We start from the raw sequence: 20,300 nt of genomic DNA, 5'->3' as shown, positions 1-20,300 counted from the left end.
GTATTCAGAAATCCATCACATTGGTAAATGGGTAAGGTAAAAGCGAGCATCAGCTACAACCACAGTTGTCATCCCCACACGATTTGGAGTCCTTCTTCTTCCCATAAATCAATGATTTGGGCAGTAGAAACTTCCAGACCAGATACCCCACGGCAGCGGCCAAAGTGATGTAGACCAATATGTGCTGTGCAGTTTCCATTAGTTAAGAATTTGATAGGCGGCTAATGCAACAAGATACGCAAAAACGCTCATAAATGCCAGTTGTAGCATTGGCCATTTCCAAGAGTTGGTCTCGCGTTTTACAATGGCCAAAGTGCTCATACATTGCATAGCAAAGGCATAAAACAGCATCAAAGAGATACCAGTAGGCAAATTGAACAGGGGCTCGCCGGAGGCATCCAACTCGGCCGCCATTCGGCTTTTGATGGTTTCTTCCTCATCGTTACCCACGCTGTAAATTGTTGCCAGTGTGCCCACAAAAACTTCCCGGGCGGCAAAAGAGGTCAGAACTGCAATCCCAATTTTCCAATCGTAGCCCAAAGGCTTTACCAATGGTTCAAATGCCTTTCCAGCTTGGCCAATATAGGAATGCTCCAACTTATAACTGGCAATTTCTTGAGCTTTGGCGCGTTCCATTAAGCTATTTTTTATGGCTTGAATGGAATCCTGGAGTTGGTCCGGATTTAGGTCCTCCGTATTTAACTCTACCTCTTGCTCGTATGAACTGATATGGTTCTGAATATAATTTTTGCTGTAGTTGCTCAGACCTTGTTCCGCTATCCGTTCCGTAACTATATCTTCGGCATTGTGAAAGTCTTCTGAATATCCGTTGGAGCCCAAAAACCAAAGTACGATGGAAATAGCCAAAATGATTTTCCCCGCTCCAAACACAAAACTTTTGGTCTTTTCCAAAACCGTATAGGCCACATTTTTAATAAGGGGCAATCGGTAGGTAGGCATTTCTACCATAAAAAGTGATCGACTTTTTATCTTTAAAATTTTGTTGAGGACCATTGCCGAAAAAAGAGCCATGCCAAATCCGATGAGATACAAAAACATCAGAGTCAACGCCTGATAGCTCAATCCCAATAGAGAACCTTCGGGGATAACAAGTGCAATTAAGATGAGATAAACGGGCAATCTGGCAGAACATGTGGTAAAGGGGGTAACTAAAATGGTGATGAGCCTTTCTTTCCAATTCTCTATGGTTCTGGTGGCCATAATGGCAGGTATGGCACATGCATTTCCAGATATCAAGGGGACAACACTTTTTCCGCTTAATCCAAAAGGACGCATCAATTTGTCCATTAAAAATACCACTCGGCTCATGTACCCAGATTCTTCCAACAGTGATATGAATAGGAACAGAAAAGCAATTTGGGGAATAAAAATGACAATACCGCCAATGCCGGCCAAGATGCCCTCTGCCAAGAGGTTGGTAAAGACCCCTGAAGGTAAGGTGCCCTTGATCCATTCACTGGCGTTGGCAAACTGGGCGTCAATAAAATCCATGGGGTAGGAGCTCCATTCAAAAATGGCTTGAAAAATAAGCAGCAGAATCGCAAAGAAAATCACATAACCAAAAATCTTATGGGTTAGGATTTTATCTATGGACGCACGCAGACCTTTGGCGGCCATCATATCTACCTTATAGGTTTCTTTTAAGGTGTTATTGATAAACTGATAGCGCAGCACGGTCTCTTTGTGCTGTAACTTTTTGAGTTCATCCTTGGACTTCGTAGAAAAGTCTGTAGCATCTTGAATCTGTTTTTTCTCTATGGGCATAAAGTTGACATCTTGGGTGATGACCAACCATAATTTGTAGAGATCTTCGCCGGGAAAAGCCTTTTGAAGACGATTAAAATACTCGGGGGCAATTCTTGAAGTATTTACATTGGGAGCCGTGGATAGGGTTTTATAATCGGCAATAAGTTCTTTGATATGGTCTATGCCCATCCCTTTTCGAGTGCTGACCAATGCGATTTTGGTGTCGAGCTTTTGCTCCATGGCCTCAATGTCAATGGATATGCCTTTACGGGACATGCGATCGGACATATTAATGACCAAAATGGTGGGAATCCGCAAGTCTTTAATCTGTGTAAATAGTAGTAGGTTCCTTTTTAGGTTTTCCACATCACTGATTACCACAGCTACATCAGGATAATTTTTGTCATTTTTATTGAGGAGCAGTTCCACTACCACGCTTTCATCCAAAGAAGTAGTGTTGAGGCTGTAAGTGCCCGGAAGATCGAGAATATGGGCCTTTACCCCTCTAGGCAATTTGCAGATGCCTTCCTTTTTTTCAACGGTGATACCAGGGTAATTTCCCACCTTTTGTTTTAGGCCCGTAAGTTGATTGAAAACTGAGGTTTTTCCGGTGTTGGGATTACCGATCAGGGCAACGTTGATAGTTTTACTCATAGGCCAGAAGTATCTTCAATAATATCCAGCTCAATACGTTGTGCCAATGATCTTCTGATGGCAATATGACTTCCGCTTAGATTGATGTAGATGGGATCATTTAGCGGGGCAACTTGGACCAGTTCAACACTGTTGCCGGGCAAACAGCCCAATTCCAACAATTTTATGGGAAGAATATGTTCCGAAAAATCCCTTATAATTCCCTTTTGCCCATATGTCAAATCCGCTACCGTCGCCACTAATGTTATTTAGAATGAATTTAATTAAGGGCAAAAATAAGTAAAAAAGACAAAATAGAATCCTAAAACCAACAGAAAGGTACTACGGATTCTCAGCATAACTGTCTTTAAGAATTTTAAGGTCTTCGAGGAGTTTGTCAATTTCTTTTGGATTGGTTCCATCATAAAACCCCCTGATCCGTTTTTCCTTGTCCACCAAAATGAAATTTTCAGTGTGTATCATGTCGTAGGCCCCCCCATCACCATCGGTTTTTACGGCCAAGTATGATTTTCGGGCCAGTTCGTATATGTGTTTTTTATCGCCGGTCACCAAATTCCATTTGCGGTCCACAACCCCTTTTTCCAAAGCATATTTTTTTAGTTGGGGTACAGAATCAATTGCAGGAGTAACCGAATGTGAAAGCAGCATAACCTCATCATCCTCTAAAATGGATTTTTGAATATCACCCATGTTCTTGGTCATGATCGGGCAAATAGTGGGACAGGTGGTAAAAAAGAAATCTGCCACGTAGATTTTGTCCTTATAATCGTCTTGGGTGATGGTCTGCCCATTTTGGTTGGTTAGTGCAAAATCCGCAATCTTGTGGTACTTTTTTTTGTAGTGCAGTGTGCTGTCCACCAAAGTGGGGTCTACCATGGAAGGTTGGTACACCGGAAGCATCTTTTTGGGCTGTAAGGCATTGTAGAACAAATACATGATAACTGCTGAAAGACACAGAAAGACAATGGCAAAAAGTTTGTATTTGGCAAAAAATGACTTCACACTACAAAATTACGGCTGCCAACAGGATTCTTCAAGCCAAAAGCCAAGTTTTGTTGCCAAATCTTTCTTAAAACCGACTGCACTGGGTTTTGCCGTTTTTTTATCACTTTGTAAAAGTTTACTTTTGTGCGTTTTAACAAATGACTGCTGATGAGTCCTATATTGATACAGACCATACAATTCTTTTTAAGCCTTTCCTTGCTCATTGTTCTGCATGAGTTGGGGCACTTTATTCCAGCAAAAATTTTTAAGACCAGGGTTGAGAAGTTCTATCTTTTTTTTGATGTGAAATTTTCACTTTTCAAAAAGAAAATAGGGGAGACCGTGTACGGAATAGGGTGGTTGCCGCTTGGAGGCTATGTGAAGATTTCCGGAATGATCGATGAGAGCATGGACACTGAGCAGATGAAGGAAGAACCTAAGCCTTGGGAGTTTAGAAGCAAACCGGCATGGCAACGTTTGATCATTATGTTGGGAGGGGTCACGGTAAACTTCATTTTAGCGGTGATTATTTATATTGGAATGGCCTATTCCTATGGCGACCAGTATATTCCTATGGATAGTCTCCGAGATGGTGTTTGGGTGACCGAAAAGGAAATTGGGGATGAGTTGGGTATAAAAACAGGAGACAAGATTATTGCAGTGGATGGGAATGAGATCAAGTCTTTTGATGATGTTTTTGTGGAGTTGATCAATGGAAATAGGTATACCATAGAGCGGGATGGCCAGCGTATTGAAAATGAAATTCCTGTGGATTTTATCGCAACCTTGTTGGAAGATGAGGATAAAATTCGGTTCCTGAGTTTACGGGTTCCCTTCGTTGTGAACAAAATCCCTAAAAATTCCCATAACAAATCGGTTGGCTTTCAGCCCAAAGATGAATTTTTATCCATTAATGGTTCCGAAGCTGTTTACCGAGACCAAGTAATGGACTTTTTAGAGGAAAATAAAGGGAAGAGTGTTGATGTGGTGGTGAAACGTAAGGATGGAACACAGGCAGAATTAGTCGCAAAAGTGAATGATGAAGGAAAATTGGGCCTTGAAGTAGGAGGGTATACCATGCAAGACCTTCAAGATGATGGCTTTTTTGAGATCAAAACGCAAAAATATTCCTTCATTGAGGCTATTCCGGCGGGGATAGATAAAGGCGTGTCAACGTTGTCCAGCTATGTAAAGCAGCTTAAGAAAATTTTCAATCCAGAAACGGGCGCGTATAAAGGAGTAGGTGGATTTGCGGCTATTGGAAGCATGTTTCCCGGCACTTGGAATTGGGCCGCCTTTTGGTCAACAACCGCATTAATTTCGATTATTTTGGCCTTTATGAACATTTTGCCCATTCCTGCCTTGGATGGCGGCCATGTTATGTTTTTGTTGTACGAAATGATTACCGGCCGCAAGCCCAGCGATAAGTTTTTGGAGTATGCCCAGATGATTGGGTTCTTCCTTTTAATTGCACTATTGCTGTTTGCCAACGGGAACGATTTGTATAAATGGCTTTTTAAGTAGAAAAGCAGATTTTTTGCTTGTGGTGTTTTAAAGAAACACATATATTTGCACCCGCTTAGGATAAAACATTCCTCCTTAGCTCAGTTGGTTAGAGCATCTGACTGTTAATCAGAGGGTCCTTGGTTCGAGCCCAAGAGGGGGAGCAATAAACAAAAAAGGCTGCGCGAAAGTGCAGCCTTTTTCTTTTTCTATATGTTACTCTAATTCTGCACTACTTCCGACGGAATCCTCAGGTCGAACAGGTGCTGGTTCACGCCCTGCATGCCCAGTTTAAACACCTTTACCTCCTTGCTCTGCAACTTGCTGCCGTAATTTCGGTAAATGGTTGCCTTGATATAGGTGGGGGTGACCTGTTTGTTGCCGTGGTAGGTGGCGTTCACCTTCCATCTGCCCAAGAGTTCATTGTCCAGCAGAAAGTCGGCCATGGCATAGCCAAGCTCTTTTTCAGAGCGGATTCGCTCCGGCATTTCCTCCATGGTGTGCTTCCACTCAAAATATTGGTTTTCTGGGTTCACGAACTGTAGGTCGAACTCCGCCTCCGAGTCGTTCCAGTCAAAGACCAGCCGTGTACTGCGCTCATCAAAGTCCTTTTTCCGTTTTTTGATTTTAAGGGAACCATTGTCCAAATCAAAAAGATTGTCCACCTCGCGTTGCATGATGGCTGCAAGTTCCATACTGTCCGTTGGCAGTAGCCCCTCTTCCAAAAGATAGGAGTGCCTTGCATAGAGTGATGCAGCGGATTGTGGTCTGTCCAAGTTCCGATAGCTGTTCGCCATGTCAATGAAGCTCTGGGCATATTCGGGCCGCAACTTGTACACCTGTTTGTAGAGTGAATGCGCCTTTTGCCGCTGGCCCTGAGATTCCAAAACATAGGCCATGGCCTTTAACAGTACGGGATTCTCCTGCGCCAGTCCTGTATACGTGTCAAAAATGGCATTGGAATAGGCGATGTCCTTTTCATAAAAATAGAGGTAGGAGTCCAGATAGAAGAAGGGATGGTTACCGTATTTCAGTTTGTTTTCTTCAAACACGGCCTTGGCAGCCTCGGTGCTCTGGCTCTCTTTGAGTTCTTTTAGGTAACCGGGTAAGGATGCTCCTGAGCCTTCAGCATTCACCACAGCACTTTCATTGAGGTAATTGTTTCGCAACTTAGCTTGGTCAAAAGGCTTGCCATCAACCTCTTTAGGGGTATGGGTACCTGTTTTGGTATTTACGACGACCACTCCATTCACACCCAAGTGACCATATCGTGCCAGTCCTGCATAGGAAGGAATAAAGGCGATTCTGCGAACATTACCCCATAGAGTGCTACAAGCGATGCGGGTCAAAATAACCCCATCCACATCAAAAACAGCGCGTCCACTGGATAAGCCCGGAGAGAGTGAACCTTTGCTCATGGAAAGGCTTTGGATAGCATTAGTGGGTCTATTGAGAGTGCCGCTGGATCGCATGGATACCACCAATTCATCGGTCAGGGGATCGCACATAGCTCTAACCCCTGCAAATCGTCCCGTGAGCAGAAAATCCAATTGCGGAGCATAACCAACTTCATCCTCGTCCAAGATTCGCAGGGAGTAATTTGCTGTTTCCTTGTTTATATAGCCATAGGCCGATTTAATGATATTTGGATTGGAATCGTACTCCAGCTCCAGTTCTTTTTGGCCTTTCAACACTTTTTTGGAAACGGTGACCTCCCTCAATTTTTCTACTTTTTGTTTCATTTTAATATTGAGGGTTTTGGTAACGTCCTCCACAATTACCGAAGTTGTATCCATACCCATGTAACTAAACCTGAGTTCTTCTTTGGGCGATGCTGTGATCACATAGCTCCCTTTTTGGTCCGTGTTGCTGTCTTGCCCTGTGGAAAGATTGGTAACCTGTACACCTTGCAATTGGCTCTCCAGATGGGTTATTTTTCCATGAATGGTGTTTTGTCCATGGCTAAATGCTGTAAAGAGGAGTAAAAAGGATGAAATTATGATTGCTTTCAAAACCGTAGGATTTTAGGATTAAACACTGAACTTTTATGCCGGGGGAATTTTTCTCACAGTGCCTGTAATGGACTCTGCTCACCTACAATATAATATTATTTGGCCAAAAGCATCTGTTAATTAAGGAAATATTGGCTTAATTTAATGTTTTTCAGCTCATAAGGGAAGAATAAGTTAGAAAAGGAGGGTAAACAGATCGGCCGCTAAAACCCTCCTTTGAATAGGGTTTTTAGAACTCCTTTGTCTTAGACCAGCAGCAGTACAATGGTCAATAAAAAGCCTGCGGCGGCAAAATAGAGTCCTTTTTTGAAAATGGGAGCGGAAGGACGAAACATAAAAAAAGCGGAAACTGCAAAGAAAAGCAGGGCAATGCCAAAGAAAATACCCAGCCAGAACATCGGATTTCCAGTATGCATTTTGTGCAATTTGTTCATGCGCTCCAAAATGGCTGGTAATCGTTTTTCCGTGTAGGAAGCTTCTCCCGTTTTTATATTGTAAGTTCCTCCGTTAAAATACATTAGGTCACCTTCGGTTTTGTCGACTTGAAACCCACGTTTTCTTAACGCAGAGCCTAGGGCCTCTTCATTTAAGTTTGGTTCAAGTGTTGTATTTACCTGATGTTCACTTTTTAAAAAATCGGTAGTTCTAAAGGTGAGTACAATACCACTAATGGCATATACGGCCATGATACCTGCCAAAAAGAACCCCAGATACCTATGGAATTCGCGAAAGGTGTTTTCTGATTTTCTTCCCATATGATTAATTTGAGTGCAAAATAGCTTCATCAAAAGAAAATAGGACCAAGATCTTCTAGATAATTGGCCCTACCCCAAAATCATTGAATACTATTTTATTGTTGTGCCATTTCAAGGTTAATGGTTAGATTAACTTCGTCACCCAAAGTGGGGGTGTCACCACCAACGCCAAATTCCAAACGATTTACAGCGCCTGTAATTTTTAGGCCAGCTTTTAGTTTCTGACTCCGCTGATCGGTAATGACACCGTTTACCCTTCCTTCCAATGTTACAGGTTTAGTGACGCCATGCATGGTCAAATCTCCCGTTAAGGTAAAAGTTTTGTCACCTGTTTTCTCATAGCCAGTGCTTTTAAACGTTATGGATGGATAGGTCTCTGCCGCAAAGAAATCATCACTTCTCAAATGATCATCCCTTCGCGAATTGTCAGTATCTATGCTGGTGGTTGTAATGTCAACGGTAAACTCGGCATCCTCGAAAGTGTCAGTCGCCGTAGCGGTAATATCAAAATCCCCAAAGTGACCCTCCACTTCAGAAATCATTAAGTGCGTAATGGCAAAACCTACTTTGGAGTGGGCCCCGTCTGATTTCCATGTGGACTGCGCAGATACTGCCATACTGATTACCAATGCAAAAATCAAAGTTGTGTTTTTCATGATGTGTTTTATTTTAGTTGTTTGTGTTTTTTAATATCTCCAACATTAATGTAGGCTATTTGATCAAAACTTGATTCGCCATAAAGGCTCAAGTTGATAAATCTTAATGAAAACTAGAAACAATTTTCCGCGAACGACCTAGGTTTTCCTCTAATCAACTGGTTTGGAGAAAGCTATCCTGAAAATGTTGTTCATGGGGTTAACTTTGTTGTTGGCGAAACAGTTTTTCTTTGGATTGGAATTATCCATAGTTTTGAATCTTGATTTAATTGGAACGTATTGATTTCTAGAAAGGAACTTCTTTTTCAAATTGTATTGCACATTATTATTCTGCTTTTCTTTTCCTTTGATCGGAATGAAGGAGCGACCATTAATGTGGACAAAATGCTTTTTAGACTGTTTTATAGTCTTGCCACGGTTTCGGTAACCTACTATTTAATGCCCAAGTATTTGTACAGGAAAAAATATTGGCAGTTTTTTCTGGGTTTTGCCGTTGTGGTAACTTGCGTTATCTGTATTGAGGAGTTGATTCTTGAGCCTATTTTCTTTTCCGGTACTCCAAGAGGGGACCACTTTCCAGGTATTTATATTTCCTTACTGTCCGTTTTGCCTACGATGGTCATGCTTTCTGGTTGTAAGTTTGGATGGGATGCACTTCAAAAACAGGATGAGATTGACGAACTTCAATCGACCATTCAGGAAAGTGAACTCCAGTTTTTACGGTCGCAGATCAACCCCCATTTTTTGTTCAACAACTTAAACAATCTCTACTCTTACGCACTACAGAATTCACCTAAAACTCCAGAAATTATTTTGGAAATGAGTGGCGTACTTCGGTATATGCTATATGAATCCAAGGAACGGTTTGTTCCGTTGAATAAGGAGATAGAGCAATTGGACAATTTCATTAGACTGTATAAGCTTCAGATAGAAAACAGGGGATTGGTCAATTTTGAAACGGTGGATATAAGGCCAGGTTATAAGATTGCCCCACTTATTTTGATCGTGTTCATAGAAAATGCGTTTAAACATAGTCAATCTGGACAATCCTCCAATATTGAGATTGACATTTCAGTTAAAATGACTGACTCCATTTTAGAATTTCATTGCAAGAATAATTTTGAGGTGGTTCCAAGCTTGGATACCATAGCAAAGGGAATAGGGCTTCAAAATGTGCAAAAGCGATTGCAATTGCTATATCCCCACAAGCATCATTTGGAGATAAGTCAAAAGAATAAGAGTTATATTGTATACCTGAGGCTTGAACTCGAAAAAGCTTAAAGGAATATGAGATGCATTATTGTTGAGGACCAACCGCCAGCCCAACGAATCCTTAAGAAATTTATAGAGGATGTAAACCATCTGCAGTTGGTGGGCATCTTTTCCGATGGCTTGCAGGCCATGGAGTTTTTGAACACTGAACCGGTGGATTTAATGTTTTTGGATATCCATTTGCCCAAAATTAATGGCATTGAGTTCTTAAAAAGCATCCCTGAGGCCCCTGATGTAATTCTTACAACCGCATTTTCTGAGTATGCTTTGGAAGGGTATGACCTGAATGTGGTGGACTATTTATTGAAACCCTTCTCATTTCAACGTTTTTTACAAGCTGTGAACAAGGCTAGTTTAAAGCAAGAACAATCTGAAACAACCTCGGAGAACCAAGTCAACGAGATTTATGTCAAATCCAGTCATGAACATATCAAGGTCTCGGTGAACGATATTTTGGCAATTTCGTCGGACTCGGATTATACAGAAATCCGCACCGAGAAAAGAAAGGTTCTTTCCAACGAGCCTCTTCGACACTGGGTGGATGTTTTGGGGGCACCCCAGTTTTACCAAGTACATAAATCACATATTGTAAACACTAAAAAAATAGATCGTATTTCTGGAAATCTTGTTTATTTGGTCGATGGTTCCAAAATACCTATGGGCCGTGCCTATAAAGATCATTTCCTAAAAAGTGTCTTGGGTTAAAATGTAATTGAGAGTTGTTCTTAGGACATGCCTACAATGCAATCGATTGTGCAACTTTTGATTATATTTGATACTCTAACTGAAAATCAAACTATTGCACTTAAAATTTTACGAATGAACACAAAAACAAACAGCAGCAAGTTAATATGCCATTTACCGGTGATACTTGCTTTGGTATCGACAGTATTTTTGGGAAAGGCCCAGGAAGAACCATCAGAAAAGGGTCTTAAAGATTACTATAAGGACTATTTTCCCATCGGTGTGGCAGTCTATCCGCAGGCCCTAGAGGGCGAAAGTGCCGAACTAATTTTAAAGCACTTCAACAGCATGACCCCTGAGAATGTTATGAAAATGGGACCTATCCATCCAGAGGAGGATAGGTACAATTGGGAGTATGCAGACCAAGTTGCTGATTTTGCTGTAAAACATAACTTAAAGTTACGGGGTCATGCCCTGTGCTGGCACAACCAAGCTGGTGACTGGTTGTTCAAGGGTGAAAATGGGGGGCAAGTGAGCAAGGAAGTTTTGCTTCAACGGTTAAAAGACCATATCACCACTGTGGTGAAACGGTATAAAGGAAAAATCTATGCTTGGGATGTTGTCAACGAAGCCATATCGGACAAAGAAGATGAGTTTTTAAGAGACTCGCAATGGTATCAAATATGTGGGGAGGATTTTATTATCAAAGCATTCGAATATGCCCATGAGGCTGATCCCGATTTAAAGTTGTTTTATAACGACTATAGTGCGGTGCATCCTGTAAAGAGGGATAAAATCTACAAGCTTGTAAAAATGATTCAAGATGCTGGTGTGCCTATTCATGGTGTAGGCATTCAAGGTCATTTCTCCATTTATGAACCATCAGAACAAGATTTACGGGATGCTATTGAAAAATATGCTTCATTGGGAGTTGAAGTCCAAATAACCGAACTGGATGTGTCTGTCTATCATAAAGAGCATAGCAGAAGAGACCCCTTGCCAAAAGATGAGGACGATACCTTTAAGCCAGAGCAAGAACAGAAGCAAATAGAGCAATATGATATGCTGTTCCGGGTTTTTAGGGATTATAAGGATACGCTCACTGGGGTGACTTTTTGGAACATCTCGGACCGTTATTCTTGGTTGGATAACTTTCCGGTACGGGGAAGAAAAAACTATCCGTTGTTGTTCAATGAAGAGCTTCAGCCCAAAAAGGCCTATTACAAAGTAATAGATTTTGAAAAGTGATGTGACCACAGTAAACAAAAAAGCCCAGAATAGTATTCTGGGCTTTTTTGTTTACTACTATTTTTCCTTTACTATCTACTACCCGGTAAAGTAGGATAGAATCGCAATTACGATGACGACCAACAATACGGATAGGACAACATCAATAGTGCTATAACTTCCTTTGGTTGCTGTACGGTCCTCTGCAGAGAGCGTTCCAAAAGACAATCCCTTGATCAACGCATAATTTGGTGGCGCGGTTGCCAAGGTAACAGCAATACATAAGGCTACTGAAAAGATGAACATGAAAATGGCCATGTGGGCAAAGTTCACTGTGGCAAAGGCATACATAAAGCCAGATACATCTTCACCCGCTGCAATCTGCGGTTGATAATAGATTTCTGACCCCAAACGGAGTATCAATAATACCAATCCTGCCAAAAGTGTTGTTATGGCTGCTTTGGAATTGACCCGTTTCCAGATAATACCCAATAAGAATACCGTGGTTACTGGAGGGGCAATATAAGACTGTACATTTTGAAGATATTGGTACATGACCCCACCTCCAATTTTGTCCATTATGGGAATCCAAATGATACCAAGCACCACAATGATTCCCGTAGCTATCTTACCAATGGTCAACAGTTCGCGCTCAGATTTTTCAGGTCGAAGCTTTTTATAGATATCGATGGTGAAAATGGTGGAGCATGAGTTAAAGACAGATGCCAATGAACTCATTAAAGCTGCCATAAGACCACCGGCTACAAGACCTTTCAAACCAACCGGAAGAAGGGTTTTCACCAACATTGGGAAAGCTCTATCTGCTCTGTCTACATTAAAAACCTCAGGATTCTGGATGGTCAATGCAAACGCAATGATACCGGGAATCAAGAAAATTAAAATGGGCATCAATTTTAAATAGGCTCCGAAAATAGCCCCTCGTCTACCAATTTTAATGTTGTTGGCAGCCAAGGTACGCTGTACAATATATTGGTCTGTACACCAGTACCAAATTCCCACAATGGTTCCGCCGAACAGCAGTCCGGTCCATGGAAAATCTGGGTCACTCATAGGACGCCACATATTAAAATGATCTGGACTCACAGCGGTTACTGTTTCATGGAGTTGCCCCCATCCGCCCACTTCTTTAAGACCCAAATAGGTTATGATCAATGAACCCAAAATTAGGATGATTGTCTGAAGGGTTTCCGTATAGATTACCGCTTTCATTCCGCCGATGATCGTGTAGATTCCAGTAAAGATGACCACACCAATGGCTCCGTACCAAAATGGAATGCCCAACAACTCAGAAACCACAATACCACCGGCATAAATGGTTACCGAAACCTTGGTCAAAACATAGGCGACCAAAGAGAAAATGGACAAAAACCAACGAGAACGACTATCGAATCGTTTTTCGAGAAATTCTGGCATGGTAAACGCCCCACTTCTTATGTAGAACGGTAGAAACAACCAACCGAGCAATAACACGATCCACGCATGTAGTTCGTAATGGGCCATGGGCGTGCCTGATTCAAATCCCGTACCGGCCAGTCCCACTACGTGCTCCGAACCAATATTCGACGCAAAAATAGAGGCTCCGATAACGAACCATCCCACATTTCTACCAGCCAAAAAGTAGTCCTCTGTATCTTTGTTCTTTTGGGCGACCACCCAAACGGCCACTCCAATAAGGGCCAAAAAATAGATGCCAAGGACTATCCAATCCGGCCTCTCTAAAACTGATTCCATAATTGTTTGTTGTTAGTTTGCTTAGTGATTTTTAGTTAAATGTACTGATTGATAATATTCTCAAACAATTCCTGCTTACCACTACGTTTTTTGATGTCTTGGTTTGCCGAGGCATGACCGTGAAGGTCTTCCAAAGTTAGCTTGCCATCTTCAAACGCTTTTCCGTTGCCAGAATCGAATGAACTGTATCGCTCTTTACGCAGACTAATATAATTGGAATTTTCCAATACGTCATTTGCAGCCAACAGCGCCCTTGCAAAAGTGTCCATTCCGCCAATATGTGCATGGAAGATGTCTTCTAAGTCGGTTGAGTTTCTTCGGATTTTAGCATCGAAGTTGATTCCACCACCTTGGAAACCTCCTGCTTGAAGAATGACCAACATGGCTTGTGTTAGTTCATACACATCCACTGGGAACTGATCGGTATCCCATCCATTTTGGTAATCACCACGGTTGGCATCAATACTTCCCAATAAATTGTTGTCGGCAGCAACCTGAAGCTCATGTTCAAAGGTATGTTGTGCCAAAGTAGCATGGTTCACCTCAATGTTTAGCTTAAAGTCATCCAATAAATCATATTTCGTCAAGAAGCCCAAAACTGTAGCTGAATCAAAATCATATTGATGTTTTGTGGGCTCCATGGGTTTCGGCTCAATAAAGAAGGTTCCTTTGAAGCCTTGTTTTCGTGCATAATCTTTTGCCATATGAAGGAAACGGGCCATGTGATCTTGTTCACGACCCATATCAGTGTTCAAAAGGGACATGTACCCTTCACGACCTCCCCAGAAAACGTAATTTTCACCGCCCAATTTTATGGTAGCATCCAAAGCATTTTTCACTTGGGCGCCGGCATAGGCAACCACATCAAAATCTGGATTGGTGGCCGCACCGTTCATATATCTTGGGTTGCTGAAACAGTTGGCGGTACCCCAAAGGAGTTTTACGCCAGAGGCTGACATTTTTTCTTGCGCATAATCGGTGATGGTTTGTAATCTTTTTTCAGATTCTGCCAATGTGTTGCCTTCGGCAATCAGGTCAAAATCATGAAAACAATAATAAGGAGCCCCAATTTTGGTAATGAATTCAAAAGCGGCATCCATTTTGTCTTTCGCCTGTTGGATAGGGTCAGTGCTGGTCAGCCAAGGAAATTCTTGTGTGGGAGCTCCAAATGGGTCACCGCCAACTCCCGTGAAGGTGTGCCAATATGCTATGGCAAATCTAAAATGTTCTTTCATGGTCTTACCTCCGACCACTTTGTTCTCGTCGTAATATTTAAATGCCAAGGGATTGTCCGATCCTTTTCCCTCAAAAGCGATTTTCCCTATACCTTTAAAATATTCCTTGTCTCCTTTCGTAATCATAGTTTTAAGTTATTCAATTGTCAATATATTCTTCTAATTGTTGTTTCCATGTATCATAAGCGTCATGGTATTTTTCCGCAGGCCCATCAGGTTGATACGTCAATTGAATCGCATCTGTTGCGGTTGCCTCGCCAATACTTTTAAAATTCCCAAAGGCATAGGCAGCGGCCCTTGCGGCCCCCACGGCGCCGGTGGTTTCCACAATATCAATCTGGCTATTCGTCAATGTGGCTATGGTTCTTGAGAATATCCCAGCTCTAAACAAGTTATCGTTCCCCGCTTTAATGGAAGCAATATCGACGCCATCATTCTTCAGAATTTCCATTCCGTAGACAAAAGAAAAGGCAATGCCCTCCAAGGCCGCCCTAAAAATATGGGGGGCTTTGTGCACATTAAAGTTGAGGTTCAAAATCCTAGATCCCTTATTGCTGTTGTTCAGCATCCGTTCCGCACCGTTTCCGAAAGGTAGTATGTTCAACCCTTCCGAACCAATAGGTACGGATTCGGCCTGTTCATTCATGCTATTGTAAGAAAGCGCATTGGTCAACTCATTTCTGACCCAACTATATTGAATTCCCGTACCGTTAATGCACAGCAATTTACCAATCCGTGAATCGTCTCCGCTATGATTAACATGCGCAAAACTGTTGATGCGTGTATGTTCCTTGGTGTTTTTTTGACCAGAAATAGCGTAGACCACCCCAGAAGTACCTCCGGTGGCCGCTATTTCACCGGGTTCCATCACGTTAAGGGCCAAGGCGTTGTTGGGCTGATCTCCTGCGCGGTACATAATCGGGATACCTTCGGGCAGACCAGATTCTTTTGCTCCCTGTTTTGAGACAACACCTTGCTCTGAAAAAGAAGGTCTTATCTCTGGGATTAGGGATGAATCAATGCCAGCATCTTCCAATAACCATGAGGCCACATCGTTTTGTTTAAAGTCCCACATAATTCCTTCGGAAAGTCCAGAAGGAGTGGTAACACACGATCCAGATAGCTTCAGGGCAATATAATCACCCGGAAGCATGAACTTATGGATTTTTTTATAGGTGTCAGGCTCATTGTCCTTTACCCATTTTAATTTGGAGAGGGTAAAGTTTCCTGGTGAGTTCAAGAGGTGTTCCACACATTTATCACTTCCGGAAGTCTGAAACAGTTGCTCTCCTATTTCTACCGCACGACTGTCGCACCAAATTATGGATGGTCTAAGGGGTTGTAGATTTTTGTCAACAGTGACCAATCCATGCATTTGGTATGAAATTCCTATACCTTTAATATCGTTTTTAGAAATATTGTTGTTCGAAATCAACTCTTGGGTTGCCGTACAAAGATGTTTCCACCAGAGCTCAGGATCCTGTTCACCCCAACCCAAGTTGATTGATAATATGGGCATTTCTTTTTTGGGATATTGGGCAATGTCCAGCACGCTGCCGTCATCTGAATTGATGAGCGCTGCTTTGATGGAGGAACTGCCAATATCAAAACCTATCCAGTGCATAAATCAAGATTGAGTAATTTTTCGCTACAATTTTTCAAATATAGGTAACGGAATCGATTGCGTAAATTTATTTCTTTAAATATTTTGCCGTAGATTGAAGTTTTTTAACAAATGGTTTTGCTGCTGTTAGCAAAAGTGTTGAACATACAATTTGAAAAAAATTATTCAAAAAGGAAACTAAAAGTTAAATTAGTAACTTGAAATTCAAGTCCGTTTCTATTCTTGGACTTGGATACCTAACCGCATTTTGACAGATGAAGATTAAAAAGGAGGTTACGATCTATGATCTCGCCAAAGAATTGAACTACTCTCCCTCGACTATTTCAAGAGCTTTGAACAATCATAAGAGCATCAGTAAAAAAACCATAAAGTTGATCAAAGAGGCTGCTGAGGAAATGGGATACCGTCCTAACAATCTCGCTGCCGGGCTTAGAAATAATAAAAGCAATACCATAGGTGTACTTATTTCTAGAATCAACAGGCCCTTTATGGCATCTTTGATCAGCGGTATAGAGGAAACAGCAAGAAAATCCGGCTACAATGTTCTGATCAGCCAATCCAATGACAAGTACGAGAACGAAATCAGCAATTGCAACGCATTGTACGATAGTAGGATTACCGGCCTTGTGGTTTCCCTTTCTATGGAAACGGTTGATATGGGCCATTTTCAAAAATTTATAGACAAAGGCATTCCCATTGTATTTGTGGATAGGGTCCCGGATAATTTTAACTCCTACAAGGTGGTCATCGACAATTACACAGCAGGGTATTCGGCCACCAAGCATCTCATAGAACAGGGGTGTACCCGAATTGCCCATTTTGCGGGAGCCCAGCATAGAAATGTATATGAAGAGCGGAAAAAGGGGTATTTGGATGCACTTCGGGAAAACGGACTGCCCATTGAAGAAGATCTTATTATACACTTTAAAACCTTGAGCTTTGAGGAAGGGAACAAAGCAACCAAGAAACTGTTGAAAATGTCGAATCCGCCTGACGGCATTTTTTCAGCTAATGATACCGCTGCGGTGAGCGCAATTATGTGTGCAAAGAAAATGGGAGTCAATGTGCCACAGGATTTGGCAGTTATTGGCTTTAATGATGACCCTATTGCTTCCATAGTACAGCCTTCCCTGTCCACGGTTTCCCATCCTGCGAGTAAAATGGGGGCTATTTCGGCCAGACGTATCCTGGACCACTCAGGTCAAAATTACGATACCGATCTTTCTGAAATCACCGTTTTGGGGACAGAAATCATTGTTAGGGATTCTTCCTTGAAGAAAGTGCATACCCTAGAAACCAAATAATCTAGGTAACCACAAGCTCAATTCAGGGAAAAGACTTACCAAAATCAAGCTGATAATCATCGCCAAAAATAAAGGCAATAGTGGACGTACTACCTTTTGTATGGTCGTTCTGGCTACGCCAATTCCAATAAAGAGTACAGCTCCAACAGGTGGTGTACACAACCCAATACAGAGGTTCAATACCATAATGATTCCAAAATGAACAGGGTCAATGCCAAGTGCTGTGGTCACCGGAAGGAAAATGGGCGTAAAGATCAGCACGGCTGGGGTCATATCCATAAAAATCCCAACGATGAGCAATATAATGTTGATTAGAATTAATACCATGATTTTGTTGTCACTCAGACCCAACAAAGCTTCAGTGACCGCCTGAGGGATATTTTCATAGGACAGTACCCAGGACATGGCCATGGACATGGCAATCAACAGCATTACAATGGCTATGGTCGATGAGGACTCCACCAATATGGGACGAATATTCTTGAAGGATACTTCCCCATAAACGGCAGCTAAGACGAGACAATACAACACAGCAATTGAAGATGCTTCGGTTGCCGTGAAAATTCCTGCTACGATGCCGCCGATAACCACAATCAATAAAAAAAGGCTGGGCAATGCCCTTACAAAGGTGCGGAGAACATTTTTTAAGGAACTACGGTCCGCAGTGGGGTATCCTTTTCGTTTGGCCCAAATATAAGCGACCATCATTAATAAAAGACCAGTTAAGATTCCGGGGAGATAACCCGCCAAGAATAGAGCGCCAATGCTTACCCCTCCACTGGCCACGGAATAAATGATGAAAATATTACTGGGCGGTATCACCAAACCTGTTGTGGCCGAAGTAACATTTACAGCCACACCAAACCCTTTATCATATCCCGATTCCTCCATTTTATCAGACATAAATCCACCTATAGCTGCTGCTGCAGCTCCTGCGGATCCTGCTATAGCACCAAAAAGCATAGCGGCAACTATGTTTACATGGGCCAGCCCCCCTGGAAGCGACCCCACCAAAGCTTTGGCAAAATCAATCAACCGTTCAGCAATTCCGCCTTTGTTCATGATATGTCCTGCAAGGATAAAGAAAGGAATGGCCAAAATGGAAAAACTGTCCAATCCGGTTACAATACGTTGTGCAATGGTTGTCAGCGCCGGATAGGTGTCAACACTCACCAACAAGGTCAATAAGGCTGAGATACCAAGACTCCACGCCACAGGAACCCTAATGGAAATCAAAATAAGAAAGCTCAATACGAGAATACTAATTTCCATTTTTCAAATTTTTGATGATGATAAAAAGGTCCAAAAGGTTATAGTACATGATACAAAGCCCTGAAATGGGCAGCACCATATAAACAAAACCTATGGGGAGGTTCAATGCTGGGGAGGTCTGGCCAAGTGCAAACGAGATATAGACATAGCGAAGCCCTCCTACCAGAAAAACAGCAATACCGAATAAAAGTACAATAACGGTAATGACGATATCGAGAATTTTCTGATTGCGCTCATTCAAATATTGCGGCAATACATCAATGGCGATGTGCAATTTTTTGCCCGATGCGTATGCCGCGCCCAAAATACTTAACCAGATAAGAAGAAATCGGGCCAATTCATCGGTCCAAGAACTTTGGCTATCTAGAATATATCGTGTAATTACACCCCAAAACACATCCAAGACCATTACGCCCAACAACAGCGCAAGAATCCATTCCAAAAAATGATCAATGTGTTTTTTCATCACTTTACACTCTTTATTTTCTCTGCAAGCTCATACAGATGCTCATCTTGCTCTTTTAACGCTTGGAACATGGATTCTGATTTTTCTTCGAAACGACTTTTATCGGGATAAAAAACCTGAACTCCCGACTGTTTTACTTTATTCAAAGCTTCTTCTTCAGCTTCTTTCCAAAGCTTGTGTTGGTGCACCGTTGCTTCCCTTGCTGCTTCCAGAATCCAAGTTTTCTCAAAGTCATTCAATTTGTCCCAGATAATGGTACTGATTACCAAAATGTCTGGAATGGCGGTATGCTCATCCATGGACAAAAATTTGCACACCTCATAGTGTTTGGAGGAATAAAAACTAGGCAAATTGTTTTCGGCACCATCCACAACACCTTGTTGTAACGAGGTGTACAGTTCACCCCACGAAATGGGAGTAGGAGAGCCTCCAAATTTTTTAACCATTTCAATAGCGGTTGGGCTTTGCATTACACGAATCTTTAACCCTTCCAAATCCTCTGGCGATTCAATGGGTGTACTTTTGGTATAGAATGAACGGCTCCCAGCATCAAAATAGGTCAATCCTTTCAGCCAATATTTTTCGGAACCTGCAAGGAGTTGCTCACCAATCGGGCCATCATACACTTTGAAGCGGTGTTCGTCATTCCTGAACAAATAGGGATACCCTAGAACTTTTAGGTCTGGCGAGAAGTTTTCCATAACGGCTGCCGAGACCTTGGTCATTCCTAAACTTCCTATTTGGAGAAGTTCCAAACATTGCTGTTCCGAACCCAACTGACTGCTTGGGTAGATCTCAAGCTTCAGCGTTTCATCAGATTTTTTGGAGACCAATTCGGCCATATGCACCATTGCCTTATGAACAGGGTGTGTTACCCCCAAACTGTGGGCCAGCTTAATGGTATTTGCCGCTTTTTTATCAGGTTGACAGGAAAGCAGTAAAATAGAAAATATGAGAATTATCCTGAGATTCATACACTTTTCAGCTCTTGGGTAACGGCATTGAACCCTCCTTCGGCATTATAGAACAAAGGCACAGAACCGGTTTCTTGCATTGTTTTTAGAACATTGTATCGCGAATGTCTTTTCATGTACGTGACGTATAAAAGTAACTTTTGAAAATGTGCTTTGGGC

18 protein-coding genes and 1 tRNA gene are annotated in these 20,300 nt (G+C 42.0%); 6 read left to right on the top strand and 13 right to left on the bottom strand.

Going from position 1 to position 20,300, the window contains the following annotated elements; genetic code table 11:
* Positions 1 to 49: 49 nt before the first annotated feature.
* The 4 genes from ACFOWS_RS15120 to ACFOWS_RS15105 all read right to left on the bottom strand — a co-directional run bounded on the left by ACFOWS_RS15120 (position 50) and on the right by ACFOWS_RS15105 (position 3,423).
* The gene (locus ACFOWS_RS15120) at positions 50 to 199 is read right to left on the bottom strand and encodes a hypothetical protein (RefSeq protein ID WP_379766265.1); all 150 of its coding nucleotides are present in this window, start codon (positions 197 to 199) and stop codon (positions 50 to 52) included.
* On the bottom strand, positions 199 to 2,421 hold the full coding sequence (gene feoB, locus ACFOWS_RS15115) for a ferrous iron transport protein B (protein WP_379766262.1): 2,223 nt from the start codon (positions 2,419 to 2,421) through the stop codon (positions 199 to 201). The genes ACFOWS_RS15120 and feoB overlap by 1 nt, the downstream gene beginning before the upstream one ends.
* Positions 2,418 to 2,660, bottom strand: a complete 243-nt coding sequence (locus ACFOWS_RS15110) for a FeoA family protein (protein WP_366586414.1) — start codon at positions 2,658 to 2,660, stop codon at positions 2,418 to 2,420. The genes feoB and ACFOWS_RS15110 overlap by 4 nt, the downstream gene beginning before the upstream one ends.
* Positions 2,661 to 2,742: 82 nt before the next feature.
* Positions 2,743 to 3,423 carry an SCO family protein gene (locus tag ACFOWS_RS15105; protein ID WP_379766259.1) on the bottom strand — a complete coding sequence of 227 codons (681 nt, stop codon included), beginning with the start codon at positions 3,421 to 3,423 and terminating at the stop codon, positions 2,743 to 2,745.
* A 150-nt stretch (positions 3,424 to 3,573) separates the two neighbouring features.
* Here ACFOWS_RS15105 and rseP point away from each other — a divergent pair, with 150 nt between their 5' ends.
* Positions 3,574 to 4,929 carry an RIP metalloprotease RseP gene (gene rseP / locus ACFOWS_RS15100; protein ID WP_379766256.1) on the top strand — a complete coding sequence of 452 codons (1,356 nt, stop codon included), beginning with the start codon at positions 3,574 to 3,576 and terminating at the stop codon, positions 4,927 to 4,929.
* Between the two features lie 69 nt (positions 4,930 to 4,998).
* Positions 4,999 to 5,072 (top strand) — tRNA-Asn (locus tag ACFOWS_RS15095).
* Positions 5,073 to 5,129: 57 nt separating this feature from the next.
* Here ACFOWS_RS15095 and ACFOWS_RS15090 read toward each other — a convergent pair.
* The 3 genes from ACFOWS_RS15090 to ACFOWS_RS15080 all read right to left on the bottom strand — a co-directional run bounded on the left by ACFOWS_RS15090 (position 5,130) and on the right by ACFOWS_RS15080 (position 8,331).
* Positions 5,130 to 6,920 (bottom strand): carboxypeptidase-like regulatory domain-containing protein, encoded by a 1,791-nt coding sequence (locus ACFOWS_RS15090; protein ID WP_379766253.1) that lies wholly within the window; start codon positions 6,918 to 6,920, stop codon positions 5,130 to 5,132.
* Between the two features lie 245 nt (positions 6,921 to 7,165).
* On the bottom strand, positions 7,166 to 7,675 hold the full coding sequence (locus ACFOWS_RS15085; RefSeq protein WP_366586425.1) for a PepSY domain-containing protein: 510 nt from the start codon (positions 7,673 to 7,675) through the stop codon (positions 7,166 to 7,168).
* A 95-nt stretch (positions 7,676 to 7,770) separates the two neighbouring features.
* Positions 7,771 to 8,331 (bottom strand): YceI family protein, encoded by a 561-nt coding sequence (locus ACFOWS_RS15080; RefSeq protein ID WP_379766250.1) that lies wholly within the window; start codon positions 8,329 to 8,331, stop codon positions 7,771 to 7,773.
* Between the two features lie 279 nt (positions 8,332 to 8,610).
* Between ACFOWS_RS15080 and ACFOWS_RS15075 the strand changes: the two genes are divergently transcribed.
* From ACFOWS_RS15075 to ACFOWS_RS15065, 3 genes are all read left to right on the top strand, one after another.
* The gene (locus tag ACFOWS_RS15075; RefSeq protein ID WP_366586430.1) at positions 8,611 to 9,612 is read left to right on the top strand and encodes a sensor histidine kinase; all 1,002 of its coding nucleotides are present in this window, start codon (positions 8,611 to 8,613) and stop codon (positions 9,610 to 9,612) included.
* A 6-nt stretch (positions 9,613 to 9,618) separates the two neighbouring features.
* A complete protein-coding gene (locus ACFOWS_RS15070; RefSeq protein WP_379766246.1) occupies positions 9,619 to 10,308 on the top strand; it encodes a LytR/AlgR family response regulator transcription factor in 690 nt (229 codons plus the stop codon).
* Between the two features lie 114 nt (positions 10,309 to 10,422).
* Entirely contained in the window at positions 10,423 to 11,535 is a 1,113-nt protein-coding gene (locus tag ACFOWS_RS15065; RefSeq protein WP_379766243.1) for an endo-1,4-beta-xylanase, read from the top strand.
* Positions 11,536 to 11,613: 78 nt separating this feature from the next.
* Here the strand turns inward: ACFOWS_RS15065 and ACFOWS_RS15060 are convergent, their stop codons facing one another.
* From ACFOWS_RS15060 to ACFOWS_RS15050, 3 genes are read right to left on the bottom strand one after another with little or no spacing between them, the layout of a single operon-like run.
* Positions 11,614 to 13,266, bottom strand: a complete 1,653-nt coding sequence (locus tag ACFOWS_RS15060; RefSeq protein WP_366586438.1) for a sodium:solute symporter — start codon at positions 13,264 to 13,266, stop codon at positions 11,614 to 11,616.
* A 35-nt stretch (positions 13,267 to 13,301) separates the two neighbouring features.
* Positions 13,302 to 14,627 carry a xylose isomerase gene (gene xylA / locus ACFOWS_RS15055; RefSeq protein ID WP_366586441.1) on the bottom strand — a complete coding sequence of 442 codons (1,326 nt, stop codon included), beginning with the start codon at positions 14,625 to 14,627 and terminating at the stop codon, positions 13,302 to 13,304.
* A gap of 13 nt (positions 14,628 to 14,640) precedes the next feature.
* Positions 14,641 to 16,125, bottom strand: coding sequence for a xylulokinase (locus ACFOWS_RS15050; RefSeq protein ID WP_379766239.1), 1,485 nt, complete (start codon positions 16,123 to 16,125; stop codon positions 14,641 to 14,643).
* Between the two features lie 254 nt (positions 16,126 to 16,379).
* On the opposite strand from ACFOWS_RS15050, the gene ACFOWS_RS15045 reads away from it, so the two are divergent.
* Positions 16,380 to 17,429, top strand: a complete 1,050-nt coding sequence (locus tag ACFOWS_RS15045) for a LacI family DNA-binding transcriptional regulator (protein ID WP_366586447.1) — start codon at positions 16,380 to 16,382, stop codon at positions 17,427 to 17,429.
* On the opposite strand, the gene ACFOWS_RS15040 is transcribed toward ACFOWS_RS15045, so the two are convergent.
* From ACFOWS_RS15040 to ACFOWS_RS15030, 3 genes are read right to left on the bottom strand one after another with little or no spacing between them, the layout of a single operon-like run.
* Entirely contained in the window at positions 17,415 to 18,701 is a 1,287-nt protein-coding gene (locus ACFOWS_RS15040) for a TRAP transporter large permease (RefSeq protein ID WP_379766235.1), read from the bottom strand. The two genes, ACFOWS_RS15045 and ACFOWS_RS15040, sit on opposite strands and share 15 nt — an antisense overlap.
* Positions 18,691 to 19,167 (bottom strand): TRAP transporter small permease, encoded by a 477-nt coding sequence (locus tag ACFOWS_RS15035; RefSeq protein ID WP_379766232.1) that lies wholly within the window; start codon positions 19,165 to 19,167, stop codon positions 18,691 to 18,693. Before ACFOWS_RS15035 ends, ACFOWS_RS15040 begins: the two co-directional genes overlap by 11 nt.
* On the bottom strand, positions 19,167 to 20,141 hold the full coding sequence (locus ACFOWS_RS15030) for a TRAP transporter substrate-binding protein (RefSeq protein ID WP_379766229.1): 975 nt from the start codon (positions 20,139 to 20,141) through the stop codon (positions 19,167 to 19,169). Before ACFOWS_RS15030 ends, ACFOWS_RS15035 begins: the two co-directional genes overlap by 1 nt.
* Between the last annotated feature and the right edge of the window lie 159 nt (positions 20,142 to 20,300).

The organism is Flagellimonas marina, assembly GCF_042651185.1.
In the GTDB taxonomy this organism is placed as follows: domain Bacteria; phylum Bacteroidota; class Bacteroidia; order Flavobacteriales; family Flavobacteriaceae; genus Flagellimonas; species Flagellimonas marina.
The sequence above is the reverse complement of the archived record's forward strand: the minus strand, read 5'-3'. Positions and strand labels throughout refer to the sequence as shown.

What these genes read in the sequence shown, in the direction of transcription:
- xylA (WP_366586441.1), bottom strand. Translation starts at nt 14,627, where the DNA reads ATGATTACGAAAGGAGACAAGGAATATTTTAAAGGTATAGGGAAAATC.
- feoB (WP_379766262.1), bottom strand. Translation starts at nt 2,421, where the DNA reads ATGAGTAAAACTATCAACGTTGCCCTGATCGGTAATCCCAACACCGGA.
- ACFOWS_RS15045 (WP_366586447.1), top strand. Translation starts at nt 16,380, where the DNA reads ATGAAGATTAAAAAGGAGGTTACGATCTATGATCTCGCCAAAGAATTG.
- ACFOWS_RS15050 (WP_379766239.1), bottom strand. Translation starts at nt 16,125, where the DNA reads ATGCACTGGATAGGTTTTGATATTGGCAGTTCCTCCATCAAAGCAGCG.
- ACFOWS_RS15080 (WP_379766250.1), bottom strand. Translation starts at nt 8,331, where the DNA reads ATGAAAAACACAACTTTGATTTTTGCATTGGTAATCAGTATGGCAGTA.
- ACFOWS_RS15060 (WP_366586438.1), bottom strand. Translation starts at nt 13,266, where the DNA reads ATGGAATCAGTTTTAGAGAGGCCGGATTGGATAGTCCTTGGCATCTAT.
- ACFOWS_RS15065 (WP_379766243.1), top strand. Translation starts at nt 10,423, where the DNA reads ATGAACACAAAAACAAACAGCAGCAAGTTAATATGCCATTTACCGGTG.
- rseP (WP_379766256.1), top strand. Translation starts at nt 3,574, where the DNA reads ATGAGTCCTATATTGATACAGACCATACAATTCTTTTTAAGCCTTTCC.
- ACFOWS_RS15030 (WP_379766229.1), bottom strand. Translation starts at nt 20,141, where the DNA reads ATGAATCTCAGGATAATTCTCATATTTTCTATTTTACTGCTTTCCTGT.
- ACFOWS_RS15120 (WP_379766265.1), bottom strand. Translation starts at nt 199, where the DNA reads ATGGAAACTGCACAGCACATATTGGTCTACATCACTTTGGCCGCTGCC.
- ACFOWS_RS15085 (WP_366586425.1), bottom strand. Translation starts at nt 7,675, where the DNA reads ATGGGAAGAAAATCAGAAAACACCTTTCGCGAATTCCATAGGTATCTG.
- ACFOWS_RS15070 (WP_379766246.1), top strand. Translation starts at nt 9,619, where the DNA reads ATGAGATGCATTATTGTTGAGGACCAACCGCCAGCCCAACGAATCCTT.
- ACFOWS_RS15035 (WP_379766232.1), bottom strand. Translation starts at nt 19,167, where the DNA reads ATGAAAAAACACATTGATCATTTTTTGGAATGGATTCTTGCGCTGTTG.
- ACFOWS_RS15040 (WP_379766235.1), bottom strand. Translation starts at nt 18,701, where the DNA reads ATGGAAATTAGTATTCTCGTATTGAGCTTTCTTATTTTGATTTCCATT.